This window comes from Mesorhizobium waitakense (assembly GCF_056431085.1).
In genome coordinates this window covers 19,207-33,771 of sequence record NZ_JBWKME010000103.1, presented here as the reverse complement: position 1 = coordinate 33,771, position 14,565 = coordinate 19,207, and the positions used below count along the sequence as shown (strand labels likewise).

Here is a 14,565-nt window from a genome sequence, read left to right as displayed (position 1 = left end):
GGCTATCGATGCTCCACCGGTATCATCCGGCCCTTGCTGAAGACGCGCTCGGCGGCGTCGCGGGCGCTGGTGATGGTTTCGCCATCGCGCCTCATATGCCCATTGATGTAGCGCAACAGGTTCTCGGTGACGGCCTTCCACGCCTGGAGCTCGGTCGCGAAGACCAAAGGCTTGCCACCAACGGCGAGCACCGGTTCAGGCCTGCCGTCCTCTGCGAAGCGCAGCATCGCATGGTGACCGCCGACGACCGGCGTGGTGAAGCCCGCGAAATGGTTCATCAGTGGATCCCGTTCAGTAGGAGATTGCGCTTGCGCTGCATGGCCGCGCGCTCGGCGTCTTCTCGCCAGGCGAGCTGCTCGACGAGTGCCGGGCACTTGACCTTCAATAGTTCGACGTTGCGGGCATAGCTGACGCCTCGAGCGACCGCGCACGACCCGTGCCCCAGCTCGCCATCGTCGCAACCGAGACCGGCACGAATGTGGGCGGCGTGGTAGAGAGGGCAGAAGCCGACCTCTGCATGGGAACATTCGCCGCGAAGTTTGACATCGCTCACGGCTGGTAGTCTTTCCAGTCGACGCGATTGATGACCGTCGGCCCGGCATATTCCCCGACGATGTTCTGCTCCCAGACGAACCAGGCGAGGTTCATGCGGCTGTCCCCTGGGAGGGCAAACAGTTCCCGTTCGGCGACGTCTCGCTTGCCGAGGTGTTCCTGAGGCCAGGCCGAAATCATTTTTTCCAAAAGACCATCTATCCCCCCCGTCAGGGGGGTTAGGGGGATTATTGTTTGAATAGGTTCTTTATAGGTGTCCTGATTTTCAGGACCTGGCTTTCCAGTAACTGGCTTTTCAGGAAGTGGCGCATCCACTTCCTCGTTTTCCGTTGGTGGCATGGCCGCTTCCTGCTTTTCCGGAAGTGGCACGGGGAGGCGATCGGGAACCGCATCGTCATGGACGTCATAGTCGTACCGAACGACACGTTTGTTTTCGTCGACAACACGGGTGCGATTGATGTAGCCGACTAGCGCCAAGTTCTTGAGAATTTTGTATACCTTGTCGCGACCGATGCCGCCGACCTTCTGCAGGTTAACGACCGAGACGTTCCAGTCGTGCGGCTTGGCCAGCAGATAGACCAGCACGCCACGCTCTTCGAAGGTCAGGCGCTCATCGTTGGCGATGGCATTTGGGACGATGGCGAAGCTATCCTGGCGCTTCCTTGTGATAATGGTCATGCCGCAACCCTCGCGCCCTTCCTGACATTACAGGGCTTGCAGAGGCAGCGCAGATTGTTCAGGTCGATGGTGCCACCTTTTGATTCCGGGAAGATGTGGTCAACCTGCAGGTCGCGATGGTCTCCACATTCCTGGCAGCGATAGCGGTCCCGCTCTAGAACCTGTCTGCGCACTTTGAAAGGAATTGGCTGTTTGCCAGCCTTCTTTCGACGATCGCGCTCCGCCCAATAGGCGTCATACTCACCCTTCGGAGCAAAGCGAATATCTGGCTCGCCGGAATGTTTCATGAGGAAGGCATGCGCGAGCATTTTCACGCAGCCGGAACAGACGCAACGCGCCTCATATTCGCTTTCGACGAAACCGGGCTGGTTGCATATTTTGCAGATAAAGCGCTCGAAACCATCGCACTCATAGAGCGCGACAGCTTCGGCGTTCAGATAGTTCAATCTGGTCATGTCGCTCTCTCAACCGTGAGGAGCGGCAATCCTACAAGTTACAAATGGTATTGCCGTTCAGTGTCTTAGTTCAGTCCTATCCGATCGACGACAACACCGCCGATAGGATTTGCTTAGCCATGGCAGGGCCGACAGTTTCACCCAGGTATGCTGCCGCCGCGACCAGATGCACCGTTGCCGCTCGCTCCGCTGCGGAGGCTCCGATGCTTCTGGCCGTTTGGCAAAAAAGGGCCATCACAGCCTTTACTTCCCCGTTTACTGCCGGCCAGTCGTCAGTCTGCTTCATTTTAGTAAATTCCTCCGGAATGTTTCATACTGAAACATTGCGTGGCTGACATAAGACCAAGTGATTGCCGGAGGAAATCAAGACTAAGTTAGCAGCCTCTGGCATAATCACCCCTGCTCTCTGGATCGGGCGGCATTTGCCAAGGGGTCGTTGGCCGGCTCCAGCGTGGACCCGGCTTTCTGACAGAGCCGGTTGTACCGGCCGAGGAGATCGAAGATGGCTTTGCCGCGCCAGTTCGACGCCTCGCCATACCAGGCTTCCCGAACGCGCCAGAAGCCGCGCGGATAGCCAAGGTTGTCACAGGCAGCGTTGATCTGGGCCTTGATGCCCATGCCTGCCTTGATAGTGCCGGCGGCCTTAAAGACCACCTGTTGTAGCTCTTCCGCTATGTCTTGCATCGATTCCTCACGAAAAACAGGAGAAGGAAAACGACAACCCGTCGGGTTTCTCGGATGCCCTGTCGGGCACCTCCAACACTTTCCGCGTCATTGTCGCCACCTGAGCAAGGGGGCTGCCAACATGACGTCTGACGATGATACCTGGATACCGCTTGGGCTCGCGGCTTGGGGAGTTGTTGAACGTGCCGACCGCCTTCGGACGGAACGAGGAACCTTGTTGATTGTACCTCTGGTCAAGCCGAAGCCTGTCGCTTCGCAACGACATCAGCGGCCTCCTTGCCCAACCAGTCACTTGCCGTCACCGCGCCGTCGGTCATAACGACGATGCGGTCCAGGAAGGGCTGCTTCGGCATCCGACCGGCCTCATAGCGATCGATCGACAGCCGCGTGCAGTTGATCTGCCGACCGAGGTCGGCAGAACTCAGATTACGCTCTTCGCGCCACTTCTTTAGGGGATGAAGGTTTTCCATGGGCGGTTTCTGGCACCATTCTGGTTACACGTCAATGATTGTAACCAATCTGGCGCAGTACCGCTGTGAATCAATTTGAGCTACCGCCATCACATGAGGAACGGAATCAAGCTCTTCCGAGAGAAAGTTGGGATCAGCAAATCCGAGCTGGCACGGCGGATTGGCACGACGCGCCAGCAGCTGGGCCGCCTGGAGGATGGCAAGCGAAAGCTCTCATCCGAATGGGCGGCGAAGATTGCGCCGGTGCTGAAATGCACCCCTCAGGACCTCATATTTCCCGAGCTGGCGCGCGTCGACCTCAGTCGCTTCAAAAACGTCTTTGAGATCGCCAGCGGCGATGCTCCCAGACCCGAAATGCCCGGTATCGCCATTGAGACCGAGTTTCTGACCCGAATGCTGCCAAACGCATCCGGCCACAACCTCCGGTTCATGATGGTCGACTCCTACCAGGCCAACGGCGTCGTCACCAAAGGTGATGCGCTTGTCATCGACTTGGACGACAACGTCCCTAATCGACCCGGCATCTATGCGCTCGATATCGCTGGCGCGGTGCAGTGGCGATACCTTTCGCCCACCACGGCAGGCACCGTCCAGGTCCATAGCGACAACCCGGCATCGACCGATGAGACCGTCGCACCGGGGGAATTGAAGGTCATTGGCCGTGCGCGGCTCCGGATATCCACCCTCTGACCTGATTTTTTTTGCAAGGGTGTAACCATTTCGGCTACACCCTTGCAATGCGAACCAAATTGGTTACGATCACTTTACGCAGAAGGATCGCTAGACCGATGGCCCAGTTTCCCCTGGTTGTATTTGCCCATCACGGCTCGCGGTCTGGTGTTGAGTATCTGCGCGTTCCCGGCCGGACTGGTGGTAACCCACTCCCACACCTCCAGCGCCAGTTCGGCCGGGTTCTCCCAACATAAACAGCAGACCGCACCCGCGACCGCTTGGTCGTGCCCTTTGTGGTGCCAAAATGGTTTCACGTGTGACCAAAGGAAGGACAACATGACAGACCCTTACAGCTGGTGGAGGCAGGCTTTGAAGCTGGCCGGTGGCGACTGCCGCGAACTGACACGCGAACAGTTGCTCCTGCTCGGCCCTTCGGCTGATAGCCCGGAGTCAGGATTTTTCAGGAACCGTCCGTTCAAGGACGCTCCGCTGGTTCCCGTTGCCATCTGGCACGATCCGTCGGGCAAGACGATCTGCCTGCAGGACGGCAAGGAGGTCGAGGCGGACCGCGTCTGGAACTATGCCTGCCGCAGCCCGATCACCGAAGCGCTCTATCACTCGGTCCTGGCCGGCGGCGCGTGAACACGGTCGACGAGCGCACCATCGGCTGGTGCAAGGCGGTGCGCGCCGACACGGGAGAAATGAAGGTCGAAGCCTATTCGGTCGCTGACGCCAAGCAGGCTGGCCTGTGGGACGACCGCCCCACGCGGCGCGGGAAGGTGTGGAAGAACGGCAAGCAGGAATGGGGCGATGTCCCTAACGATTCCTCCTGGTTTCGTCATCCCAAGCGGATGAAGCAATGGCGCGCGGGTGGCTTCTGTTTGCGCGAGCTTTTTGGCGATGTCCTTGGCGGTATCCGCGACGAGTTCGAGGCTCGTGAGATCGCCGGGGACGTGATCGAGCACAGCGACGAACCCGCGACCACGGCAAGGCTCACCCCACCGTCGCCACCCACGCCGCCGAGCCCGGATGCGCCTTCCGACATCGACCCGAACCCCGACAACGGACTCGACATGGATATGGCAAGCGAGCACGACGGCGCAGAAGCTGGCGAGCAGGAGGCCGAGGCCTTCGATTACGGCGAAGGCAGAGCGTTCAATTTCGGCAAGTTCTTCGAGGACTTCCAGACGGCGCTTGCCGGCGCGCGATCCGCGGCGGGCGTGGAAGAGGTCTGGACCGAGTTCGACGTGGCGGCGCGGTTTCAGGGCGACGACAGCAGCCGCCAGCTGGCCGACCGGATCAAGGCGCGGCGGCTGGCTGCGCTCATCCCGCCGAGTGCAAGTTGATGGCTGGCCGGATCGCAATCCTTCCTGATCACGGCGCCCAGGTGCTCGGCCCGCCGGTGAAGTGGCGGCCAAGCGCCACCTGCGGACCGACTTTGGCCTGAACCCGGATGACTACCGCGCCAAATGGGGCTTGGCGCCCGACTATCCGATGGTCGCACCGAATTACTCGGCGACACGGTCGGCGCTGGCAAAGTCGTCGGGGCTCGGCCGCCACGGGAAGGTGCCGATCCGGACAAGCAACGGCTCCCGCCGCGCTTTCCAGTAGGCCAGCCATGAAAGTCGGCACCGTCGTTGAACGGCTCGCGAAGGGCGATCCCCTGCACCTCGGCTTCTCCTATGGGGCAAGCACCGCAAGCGCCAGGATGACACCGGGCGCGGCGGGAAAAAGCCGAACGGACGGCTGTTCGGCTTTATCGGTCGAGCATCGATCTACAAGGATATCCGCCGCATCTGCAAAAGGGCGGACCTCCCCTATCTCGGGACCCACCAGCCCGGGCGCCACAGTTTCGCAACCGAAATGATCGTCAGGAACAATGTCGACATCGCTACCACGGCAACGAAGGGGCGCTGGAAGACCAAGAAGCTGCTCATGGACCACTATGCCCATGGCGACACCGGCAAGGGGATCATCGACAAGGTGTTCGGGAAGAAGAAACCGCGCAAATCTGCGAATGGTGACAACGGAACCAAATCGGCACCGAGACCTTACACCAGCCGAAAGGCCTGAGGGGGCTAACGTGCTGAATTACCTTGGGAAAATCGCGTGGTGCCATGTTGGTTACTCCCTTACCAAGGGAGTGCTCTACCACTGAGCTACCGCAGCCGCCGATGGCGGGGCTTCTGCCATATCGAACCGGCAAGCGCAAGGCCAAGTGCAACGCTTCTGTGAAAGCCTTTGCCGGATCGCTTTTGATGACATGGCGGCGCCACAATGTTGGCTATCCCTGAATAGCGGCTGGCTGGTCGCCGGCCGGGGCGCGACAATGAACGACAAGACAATTCCACTGAAAAAAGGCGGTACGAACCGCAAGGACAGGCTCGCGGAGCAATTGCGCGCCAATCTGCAGAAACGCAAGGCGCAGTCGCGCTCGCGGCGTATCGGCGAAGCCGACCAACGACCGGACGGGCTCGGCTCGGCGAAGGAAATGCAAAAAGATTAACTCAAATCGGCCACTCTTGGTTCAGATATCAGGAAATCCTATTTCTTGAACCAGGCTAATTTCTTGAACCAGATTGGCCAATGGTCTAGAGGGGCCGATACTCAACCGATTGAACCGGCTTTTTTGGCCGAGAGGGACGTTCTTCCATGGATCGCATCAGAATTGTCGGCGGCAACAAGCTTGCCGGAAGCATTCCGATCTCGGGCGCCAAAAACGCGGCGCTGCCCTTGATGATCGCCTCGCTCCTGACCGACGACACGCTGACGCTGGAAAACGTGCCGCATCTGGCAGATGTCGAGCAGCTGATCCGCATCCTCGGCAATCACGGCGTCGACTATTCGGTCAATGGCCGCCGCGAGAAGCAGAATGAGGGCTATTCGCGCACCATCAATTTCTCGGCCCGCAACATCGTCGACACCACGGCCCCTTACGAGCTGGTGTCGAAGATGCGGGCGTCGTTCTGGGTGATCGGGCCGCTGCTGGCGCGCATGGGCGAGGCCAAGGTGTCGCTGCCGGGCGGTTGCGCCATCGGAACGCGCCCGGTCGATCTTTTCCTCGAAGGCCTGCAGGTGCTGGGCGCCGATATCGACGTCGACACCGGCTACGTCATCGCCAAGACCCGGAACGGCCGACTTGTCGGCAACCGCTACGTGTTCCCGAAGGTCTCGGTCGGCGCCACCCACGTCCTGATGATGGCGGCGTCGCTGGCCAAGGGCGAGACGGTGCTTGAAAACGCCGCCTGCGAGCCCGAGATCGTCAACCTCGCCGAGTGCCTCAATGCCATGGGCGCGAAGATTTCCGGCGCCGGCACGCCAACCATCACCATCGATGGCGTCGAATCGCTGTCGGGCGCCCGCGTGCGCGTCATCCCCGACCGTATCGAGACCGGCACCTATGCCATGGCCGTGGCCATGACCGGCGGCGATGTGGTGCTGGAAGGCGCACGCCCCGAACTGCTGCAGACCGCGCTCGACGTGATTTCGCAGACCGGCGCCGAGATCACGCCGACCAATTCCGGCATTCGCGTCAGGCGCAACGGCGCCGGCATTTCGCCGGTCGATGTGACGACGGCGCCATTCCCGGCCTTCCCGACCGATCTGCAGGCGCAGTTCATGGGCCTGATGACCATGGCCAAGGGCAAGTCGCGCATCACCGAGACGATTTTCGAAAACCGCTTCATGCATGTGCAGGAGTTGGCCCGGCTCGGCGCCCACATCACGCTTTCGGGCCAGACGGCGATCGTCGACGGCGTACCGAAGCTGAAGGGCGCGCCGGTCATGGCGACCGATCTTCGCGCCTCCGTGTCGCTGGTGATCGCCGGACTGGCGGCTGAAGGCGAGACCACGGTCAACCGCGTCTACCATCTCGACCGCGGCTTCGAGCGGCTGGAAGAAAAGCTGTCCAATTGCGGCGCGGTGATCGAGCGGATTTCCGCGTAGGCCAATCGCCAGGCCTCGCGGCGCGGTTGCGCGGACGGGAAAGACCCGCCTGGAGCCTTTCATCTCGATTAAGGTCGAGATGAGGCTCCAGATTCCTGTCTGAGCATGATCTTTTGCGAAAACCGGTTTCCACTTTTCGGGATCATGCTCTAACAGAAGGCTGAACAATCAACCTTCAGGTGCGAAATCCGCATGACCGCCCTTAAGCTTATCGCACTCGACGACCAGGATCTGAGCATCGTTTCGGCCCATGTCCAGGATGCCGTGATGAAGGTCTCGGACCTCGAGTTTCTGCCTTCGGCAAAGCGTTTCGTGCTGACCATGAACCGCTTTGTCTGGGAGGCCAAATCCAGCCTGTTTCGCCAGCACAATGAGCGGCGGCAGGCGGTGCTGCATTTCGACCGCGTGCTCGGCGCCAAGACCAATGGCATTGCTCGCGACAAGCCGGCCGAGGTCCTGTCGCTTTTGGCGGTCAGTTTCATCGAGATCAGCAAGCCGGCCGGTATCGTCGAGCTGATCTTTTCGGGCGGCGGCACCATCATGCTCGATGTCGAGTGCATCGAGGCCCGCCTTGCCGACATCGGCGGCGCGTGGGAAGCCACCTCGCGTCCCGTCCACAAGGCTTGAGCGTCCGATGGCCATCACGCTTCGTCAGTCCGATGCCGATTTCGAGCAGCGTTTCGCCGCCTTCCTTTTGACCAAGCGAGAGGTGTCGGCCGATGTCGATGCCGCGGTGCGCGACATCATCGCGCGCGTGCGCGCCGAGAGCGACGCGGCGCTGATCGACTACACCAGGAAATTCGACCACGCCGACCTCGGAAGTCTCGGCATTGCCGTATCAAAGGACGACATCGCCCGGGCTTACAAGGCCGCCGACCCTAAGACGATCGAGGCGCTGGAATTCGCGCGCGACCGTATCCGCTCGCATCATGAGCGGCAGCGGCCCAGGGATGATCGCTATACGGATGCAGCCGGCGTCGAGCTCGGCTGGCGCTGGACGGCGATCGAGGCTGTCGGGCTCTATGTGCCGGGCGGCACGGCGAGCTATCCAAGCTCGGTGCTGATGAACGCCATCCCGGCGAGAGTGGCCGGCGTCGAGCGCATCGTCATGGTGGTGCCGGCGCCCGGCGGCATCATCAATCCGCTGGTGTTGGTGGCGGCTGATATCGCTGGCGTGTCGGAGATTTACCGGGTCGGCGGCGCCCAGGCGATTGCAGCGCTTGCCTATGGCACCGAGACCATAAAGCCGGTCCACAAGATCGTCGGACCCGGCAATGCCTATGTCGCAGCGGCCAAACGCCAGGTGTTCGGCACGGTCGGCATCGACATGATCGCCGGGCCTTCGGAAGTGCTCGTCGTGGCCGACGGCAGCAACGATCCGGATTGGATCGCCGCCGACCTGCTGGCCCAGGCCGAGCACGACGCGTCGGCGCAGTCGATCCTGGTCACCGAGGATCCGGCCTTCGGTCGTGCCGTCGAACTAGCCGTCGCACGCCAGTTGCAGAGCCTGCCGCGCGCCGAGACGGCAGCGGCGAGCTGGCGCGATTTCGGCGCGGTGATCGAGGTCGCGACGATCGACGCCGCGCTGCCGCTGGTCGACCGCATCGCCGCCGAACATGTCGAACTCGCCATCGACGATGCCGAAGGGTTTCTGGCGCGGATGCGCAATGCCGGTGCCGTGTTTCTCGGCCGCCACACGCCGGAGGCCATCGGCGACTATGTCGGCGGCTCCAACCACGTGCTGCCCACGGCACGCTCGGCGCGCTTCTCGTCGGGCTTGTCCGTGCTCGACTTCGTCAAGCGCACCTCGATCCTGAAGCTCGGACCGGAGCAGTTGCGGATTTTGGCGCCGGCGGCGATTGCGCTCGCCAAGGCGGAAGGCCTCGATGCGCACGGCCGCTCCGTCGCCATACGGCTGAACATGTAGGCCGCCATGTCGGACTCCGATCAAACCCACGCCAGGCTGATCGATGTCGAACTCGATGAATCGATTGGCCGTTCGACGCCCGATGTCGAGCATGAGCGTGCGGTGGCGATCTTCGACCTGATCGAGGAGAACAGTTTTCAACCCGTCAATGACAACGGCGCCGGCCCCTACCGGCTGAAGCTGTCACTGGCCGAGCAGCGCCTGGTCTTTGCCGTGGCGCGCGAGGACGGGGCTGCCGTCGTCACCCACATCCTGTCGCTGACGCCGCTCAGGCGCATCGTCAAGGATTACTACATGATCTGCGAAAGCTATTACGATGCCATCCGCTCCTCGACGCCGAGCCATATTGAGGCGATCGACATGGGTCGCCGCGGCCTGCACAATGAGGGCTCGCAAACGCTGATGGACCGGCTGGCCGGCAAGATCGACATCGATTTCGATACGGCGCGCCGGCTGTTCACGCTGGTCTGCGTGCTGCACTGGCGGGGCTAGCCCTGGCTGCCCTGCCCCGCTCGATCCTGTTCCTGTGCGGCATGAACGCCGTGCGCTCGCCAATGGCCGAACAGCTGGCGCGGCGGGCGCTGCCGGCCACTGTCTTCGTCGCCTCGGCCGGCGTTCGCGCCGGCGAGCGCGATCCGTTCGTCGATGCCGTGCTGGCCGAGGAAGGGCTGTCGTTGGGCGAGCGTCACCCAAGGACGATGGACGATCTCGAGGACGACTATTTCGACCTCATCGTCACGCTGGCGCCGGAAGCACACCACGCGGCGCTCGAACTCACCCGCTCGCTCGCCGTAGAGGTCGAATACTGGCCGACGCCGGACCCGACCGACGCCGCCGGCACGCGCGAACAGATCATGGCCAGCTATCGCGACGTACGCGAGCGGCTGAAAGCGCGCATAGGTCGACGTTTTTTGCTTCCAGAAGCAAAAAACGAGACGGATTAAGCGTGTTCACAAGCGGGCGTTTATCATATAGGTTCCGCCGAAATTCCGGCCAGGGCGCTGGAACTACCATCCAAGCAAAGGTATCGAATGCCGAAGGAAGAAGTCCTCGAGTTTCCGGGTGTCGTGACGGAATTGTTGCCCAACGCGATGTTCAGGGTGAAACTCGAAAACGAACACGAGATCATCGCCCATACAGCCGGCCGCATGCGCAAGAACCGCATCCGCGTGCTGACCGGCGACAAGGTTCTGGTCGAGATGACGCCATACGACCTGACCAAGGGCCGCATCACCTATCGTTTCAAGTAAGCAAAGCCCGACTGGTCCGCGATGAGCATTTTGCAGAAGCTGGTGCTTGCCTCGGGTTCGCCGCGCCGGATCGAGCTCTTGCAGCAGGCCGGCATCGAGCCGGACCGCGTGCTGCCGGCCGATGTCGACGAGACGCCGCTGCGCGCCGAGCATCCGCGCTCTCTGGCCAAGCGGCTGTCGAAGGAAAAGGCCGAGAAGGCGTTCGCCTCGCTGACGGCCGAGGCCGACTATGCGCCTGGCTTCGTGCTGGCCGCCGATACGGTGGTCGCCGTCGGGCGGCGCATCCTGCCCAAGGCTGAAACCCTCGACGACGCCGCCAATTGCCTCGGGCTGCTGTCAGGCCGTTCGCACCGGGTCTATTCCGGCATCTGCCTGATCACGCCGGGCGGCAAATTGCGCCAGCGACTGGTCGAGACGCGGGTGCGCTTCAAGCGGCTGCCGCGCGAGGAAATAGACGCCTACGTGGCCTCCGGTGAATGGCGCGGCAAGGCCGGCGGCTATGCCGTCCAGGGTCTCGCCGGCGCCTTCGTCGTCAAGCTGGTCGGCTCTTACACCAACATCGTCGGCCTGCCACTCTACGAGACAGTGGCGCTGCTTGCCGGCGAAGGCTTCAAGGTGCATCGCGGGTGGCAAGTGGGAGCCCGGCTGTGAGCCTGGACGACAAGGTCACGCCGCTGCGGCCGAGGCGCCCCTGCCCCGAATGCGGCAAGCCCTCGGCGCGCGAGACCTATCCGTTCTGCTCGACGCGCTGCAAGGACATCGACCTCAACCGCTGGCTGAAGGGCGCCTACGTCATCCGGGCTCGCGACGACGAGGAAGAAACGGACGCCGACGATCAAAAATGAGGCCAGGCTGCCGGGAGCGGCTCATCAAGCCGCCTCGGTCTTGCGCCCCACACGTGCCCAGGCCGGCAGCCAGTCGCCGTGAGCGGCGAGGAGATCGTCGACCAGTGACCAGATCTGGTCGAGATCGAGTTCGGCGGCGGTGTGCGGATCCATCATCGCCGCATGGTAGATGTGCTCGCGGTTCTCGCTCATCAGCGCCCGCACCGTCAGTTCCTGCACGTTGATGTTGGTGCGGATCAGCGCGGTCAATTGCGGCGGCAGGTCGCCGATATAAGTCGGCTGGACGCCTGAGGCATCGACCAGGCACGGCACTTCGGCGGCGCAATCGCGGGGCAACGAGGTGATGCAGCCATTGTTGCGGACATTGCCGTAGATCACCGAGGGTTCGCCCGTCCACACCGAGTTCATGATCGAGGAGGCATACTCCTTCGACTCCTCGACCTCGATCCGCTGGGCTGAGCGGTAGGCCTGCGCCTGGTCTTTCCAACGCTCGATCTGCTCGATGCAGCGTTTGGGATATTCGTCGAGCGGAATGCCGTATTTCTCGATCAAATCGGGGCGGCCTTCCTTGATGAAATAGGGCGTGTATTCGGCGAAATGTTCCGAGCTTTCAGTGACGAAATAGCCCAGCCGATTCAGCATCTCGTAGCGCACCTTGTTGGGGCAGCGCGGATTCCAGCCCGGCTTGGGCACGCGGCCTTCGCGATAGGCGCGCACGAGATCGGGATAGAGGTCGCGGTAGGAACCGTCCGGCTGGAGATGCTCGAATTTCAGGTAAAAGGCCATATGATTGATGCCGGCCGAGCGATAGCGGATCTCTTCGTAGGGAAGGTCGAGATCGTGCGCCAGTTCCATTGCCGTGCCCTGCACCGAATGACAGAGCCCGACCTGCCTGATCTCAGGGTATTTCTCTGATATCGCCCAGGTGTTGATCGCCATCGGGTTGACGTATTGCAGCATGATCGCCTGCGGGCAGACGGCGAGCATGTCCTCGCAGATCTTCCACAGATGCGGCACGGTCCTCAGACCGCGCATGATGCCGCCGACGCCAAGCGTGTCGGCGATCGTCTGGCGCAGGCCGTATTTCTTCGGCACCTCGAAGTCGGTGACCGTGCAGGGCTCATAGCCGCCGATCTGGAAGGCGACGACGACGAAGTCGGCGCCTGCCAGCGCCTTGCGCTGGTCGGAATGGGTCTCGGCCTTCGCTTTGACGCCGAGCGTCGTGATCAGCTTGTTGACGACGATGGCGCTCTCTTCGAGCCGCTGCGGATTGATGTCCATCAGCGCGATCGTCGCGCCCGAAAGCGACGGCCGCTGCAGCACGTCGCCGACAATGTTCTTCATGAACACCGTCGAGCCGGCGCCGATGAATGTGATCTTGGGATTTCTTGCCACGCTAACCTCCGGCATATGTTCAAGCCACATCGAAAGCGGCCCTGACGAGCCGTTCGGTGTAGGCGGTCTTGGGATTGGTGAGGACCTCGTCGACGGGGCCCTGTTCGACGATCTTGCCGTGCTGCATGACGATGACGCGGTGGCACAGCGCGCGCACCACCTTGAGGTCGTGCGAGATGAACAGGTAGCTCAAGCCACGCTCGTCCTGCAGCTTGCGCAGGAGGTCGATGATCTGCGCCTGGACGGAGAGGTCCAGCGCCGATGTCGGCTCATCGAGCAGGATGAATTCGGGCTCGAGCGCGATGGCGCGGGCGATCGCGACGCGCTGGCGCTGACCGCCCGAGAATTCGTGCGGGAACCGCGACAGGATATCGCCCGGCATGCCGGCACTGACCAGCGCCTCGCGCACCCGGTCGACCCGCTCGGCCCGCGTCGCGCCTATGCTGTTGACGACCAGCCCTTCCTCGATGATCTGGCCGATCGTCATGCGCGGATTGAGCGAAGAGAAAGGATCCTGGAAAACGATCTGCATGCGCGCGCGCAGTGGCCGCATCTCGTTGCGTGACAGGCCCTGGATCGATTGGCCGTCGAAACGGATTTCGCCGCGCTTGGTGTCGATTAATCTCAGCAGCGCCTGGCCGAATGTGGTCTTGCCGGAACCGGATTCGCCGACAAGCCCCAGCGTCTCATGGCGGCAAAGTTTGAGGCCGAGATCGTCGACGGCGACCAGCTCGCGCCAGTCCGGCCTTAGGAAACTGCCGTGACGCAGCATGAAGCAGACGCGCACATCATTCGCTTCGAGGATGGCGCCGCTGCCCTCGGGAAGCGGTTGCGGACGCCCACGCGGCTCCGCGGCGAGCAGCCGCTGCGTGTAGGGATGCTGTGGGTCCGCAAACAGCCGTTCGGTGACGTTGTGCTCGCACATCGCGCCACGCTGCATGACGTAGACATAGTCGGAGAATTTGCGCACCACGGTGAGATCGTGGGTGATCAGGATCACCGCCATCCGCAGTTCTTTTTGCAGATTGCGGATCAGGTTCAGGATTTGCGCCTGGACGGTGACGTCGAGCGCGGTGGTCGGCTCATCGGCAATCAACACGTCAGGATCGTTGGCCAGCGCCATGGCGATCATTACGCGCTGCCGCTGACCGCCCGAAAGCTGGTGCGGATACTGTTTGAGCCGCGCCTCCGGCTCGGGAATCTGGACATGCCGCAAGAGTTCGAGCGCCCGTGCCCAGGCCTGCCTGCGGCTCACCTTGCGGTGCACCCGGATCGCCTCCACGATCTGGCTGCCGACCGTATAGATCGGGTTGAGCGAGCTCATCGGCTCCTGGAAGATCATCGAGATGCGGTTGCCGCGCAGCTTGCGCCGCTCGCTCTCGGGGAATTTCAGGATGTCCTGGCCATCGTAACAGATGCTCGATTTCGGCGACACGGTGGCCCGGCGCGACAGCAGCCCCATGACGGCGCGCGCCGTCACCGACTTGCCGGAACCGGATTCGCCGACGATGGCGATCGTCTCGCCGCGATAGAGCTGGAACGAGATGTCTTTGACCGCTTCGACAACGCCGTGCTCGACCTTGAAGGCGACCTCGATGTTGCGGGCGTCGATGATGGGCTGGTCCTGGCGCCCGCCATGGTCATGACGAACGGTGGGGGCGAAGGATTCGGCGAGTGCGACGGTCATCCCAG

20 protein-coding genes, 1 tRNA gene and 1 pseudogene are annotated in these 14,565 nt (G+C 62.1%); 13 read left to right on the top strand and 9 right to left on the bottom strand.

What is annotated here, in order from left to right:
- Positions 1 to 2 precede the first annotated feature (2 nt).
- From AC07FD_RS22580 to AC07FD_RS22555, 6 genes are all read right to left on the bottom strand, one after another.
- Positions 3 to 278: a hypothetical protein gene (locus AC07FD_RS22580; RefSeq protein WP_478351606.1), complete on the bottom strand. Its 276-nt coding sequence runs from the start codon at positions 276 to 278 to the stop codon at positions 3 to 5.
- Entirely contained in the window at positions 278 to 553 is a 276-nt protein-coding gene (locus tag AC07FD_RS22575) for a hypothetical protein (RefSeq protein ID WP_478351605.1), read from the bottom strand. The genes AC07FD_RS22580 and AC07FD_RS22575 overlap by 1 nt, the downstream gene beginning before the upstream one ends.
- Positions 550 to 1,230, bottom strand: a complete 681-nt coding sequence (locus AC07FD_RS22570; protein WP_478351604.1) for a hypothetical protein — start codon at positions 1,228 to 1,230, stop codon at positions 550 to 552. The genes AC07FD_RS22575 and AC07FD_RS22570 overlap by 4 nt, the downstream gene beginning before the upstream one ends.
- The gene (locus tag AC07FD_RS22565) at positions 1,227 to 1,685 is read right to left on the bottom strand and encodes an HNH endonuclease (protein ID WP_478351603.1); all 459 of its coding nucleotides are present in this window, start codon (positions 1,683 to 1,685) and stop codon (positions 1,227 to 1,229) included. The genes AC07FD_RS22570 and AC07FD_RS22565 overlap by 4 nt, the downstream gene beginning before the upstream one ends.
- A 393-nt stretch (positions 1,686 to 2,078) precedes the next feature.
- On the bottom strand, positions 2,079 to 2,369 hold the full coding sequence (locus tag AC07FD_RS22560; protein WP_478351602.1) for a hypothetical protein: 291 nt from the start codon (positions 2,367 to 2,369) through the stop codon (positions 2,079 to 2,081).
- A gap of 233 nt (positions 2,370 to 2,602) precedes the next feature.
- Positions 2,603 to 2,839: a helix-turn-helix domain-containing protein gene (locus AC07FD_RS22555; RefSeq protein WP_478351601.1), complete on the bottom strand. Its 237-nt coding sequence runs from the start codon at positions 2,837 to 2,839 to the stop codon at positions 2,603 to 2,605.
- 93 nt (positions 2,840 to 2,932) lie between these two features.
- On the opposite strand from AC07FD_RS22555, the gene AC07FD_RS22550 reads away from it, so the two are divergent.
- From AC07FD_RS22550 to AC07FD_RS22535, 4 genes and pseudogenes are all read left to right on the top strand, one after another.
- On the top strand, positions 2,933 to 3,529 hold the full coding sequence (locus AC07FD_RS22550; RefSeq protein WP_478351600.1) for a helix-turn-helix domain-containing protein: 597 nt from the start codon (positions 2,933 to 2,935) through the stop codon (positions 3,527 to 3,529).
- A 318-nt stretch (positions 3,530 to 3,847) separates the two neighbouring features.
- A complete protein-coding gene (locus AC07FD_RS22545) occupies positions 3,848 to 4,153 on the top strand; it encodes a hypothetical protein (RefSeq protein WP_478351599.1) in 306 nt (101 codons plus the stop codon).
- Positions 4,150 to 4,857 (top strand): hypothetical protein, encoded by a 708-nt coding sequence (locus tag AC07FD_RS22540; RefSeq protein WP_478351598.1) that lies wholly within the window; start codon positions 4,150 to 4,152, stop codon positions 4,855 to 4,857. Before AC07FD_RS22545 ends, AC07FD_RS22540 begins: the two co-directional genes overlap by 4 nt.
- Before the next feature lie 70 nt (positions 4,858 to 4,927).
- Positions 4,928 to 5,122, top strand: a pseudogene (locus AC07FD_RS22535) (MucR family transcriptional regulator); the annotation flags it as partial.
- A 407-nt stretch (positions 5,123 to 5,529) separates the two neighbouring features.
- Here the strand turns inward: AC07FD_RS22535 and AC07FD_RS22530 are convergent.
- Positions 5,530 to 5,681: transfer RNA gene (locus AC07FD_RS22530), tRNA-Thr, on the bottom strand.
- A gap of 93 nt (positions 5,682 to 5,774) precedes the next feature.
- Here AC07FD_RS22530 and AC07FD_RS22525 point away from each other — a divergent pair.
- The 9 genes from AC07FD_RS22525 (at position 5,775) to yacG (ending at position 11,478) form a co-directional block, all read left to right on the top strand.
- Complete coding sequence (locus tag AC07FD_RS22525; RefSeq protein ID WP_478351623.1) at positions 5,775 to 6,017, top strand: hypothetical protein; 243 nt, start codon at positions 5,775 to 5,777, stop codon at positions 6,015 to 6,017.
- 146 nt (positions 6,018 to 6,163) lie between these two features.
- Positions 6,164 to 7,456: a UDP-N-acetylglucosamine 1-carboxyvinyltransferase gene (gene murA, locus AC07FD_RS22520; RefSeq protein WP_477225412.1), complete on the top strand. Its 1,293-nt coding sequence runs from the start codon at positions 6,164 to 6,166 to the stop codon at positions 7,454 to 7,456.
- Between the two features lie 192 nt (positions 7,457 to 7,648).
- Positions 7,649 to 8,083, top strand: coding sequence for a DUF2948 family protein (locus AC07FD_RS22515; protein ID WP_457151819.1), 435 nt, complete (start codon positions 7,649 to 7,651; stop codon positions 8,081 to 8,083).
- Between the two features lie 7 nt (positions 8,084 to 8,090).
- A complete protein-coding gene (gene hisD, locus AC07FD_RS22510; protein WP_478351597.1) occupies positions 8,091 to 9,383 on the top strand; it encodes a histidinol dehydrogenase in 1,293 nt (430 codons plus the stop codon).
- A gap of 6 nt (positions 9,384 to 9,389) precedes the next feature.
- Positions 9,390 to 9,875: a UPF0262 family protein gene (locus tag AC07FD_RS22505; RefSeq protein WP_478351596.1), complete on the top strand. Its 486-nt coding sequence runs from the start codon at positions 9,390 to 9,392 to the stop codon at positions 9,873 to 9,875.
- Positions 9,863 to 10,327 (top strand): arsenate-mycothiol transferase ArsC, encoded by a 465-nt coding sequence (locus AC07FD_RS22500; protein WP_478351622.1) that lies wholly within the window; start codon positions 9,863 to 9,865, stop codon positions 10,325 to 10,327. The genes AC07FD_RS22505 and AC07FD_RS22500 overlap by 13 nt, the downstream gene beginning before the upstream one ends.
- An 87-nt stretch (positions 10,328 to 10,414) precedes the next feature.
- Positions 10,415 to 10,633: a translation initiation factor IF-1 gene (gene infA / locus AC07FD_RS22495; RefSeq protein ID WP_006200926.1), complete on the top strand. Its 219-nt coding sequence runs from the start codon at positions 10,415 to 10,417 to the stop codon at positions 10,631 to 10,633.
- A gap of 21 nt (positions 10,634 to 10,654) precedes the next feature.
- Positions 10,655 to 11,284 carry a Maf-like protein gene (locus tag AC07FD_RS22490; RefSeq protein ID WP_095088645.1) on the top strand — a complete coding sequence of 210 codons (630 nt, stop codon included), beginning with the start codon at positions 10,655 to 10,657 and terminating at the stop codon, positions 11,282 to 11,284.
- On the top strand, positions 11,281 to 11,478 hold the full coding sequence (gene yacG / locus AC07FD_RS22485) for a DNA gyrase inhibitor YacG (RefSeq protein WP_478351595.1): 198 nt from the start codon (positions 11,281 to 11,283) through the stop codon (positions 11,476 to 11,478). The genes AC07FD_RS22490 and yacG overlap by 4 nt, the downstream gene beginning before the upstream one ends.
- A 24-nt stretch (positions 11,479 to 11,502) precedes the next feature.
- On the opposite strand, the gene melA is transcribed toward yacG, so the two are convergent.
- A complete protein-coding gene (gene melA, locus AC07FD_RS22480) occupies positions 11,503 to 12,873 on the bottom strand; it encodes an alpha-galactosidase (RefSeq protein WP_478351594.1) in 1,371 nt (456 codons plus the stop codon).
- A gap of 19 nt (positions 12,874 to 12,892) precedes the next feature.
- A complete protein-coding gene (locus AC07FD_RS22475) occupies positions 12,893 to 14,560 on the bottom strand; it encodes an ABC transporter ATP-binding protein (protein ID WP_478351593.1) in 1,668 nt (555 codons plus the stop codon).
- Positions 14,561 to 14,565: the final 5 nt, after the last annotated feature.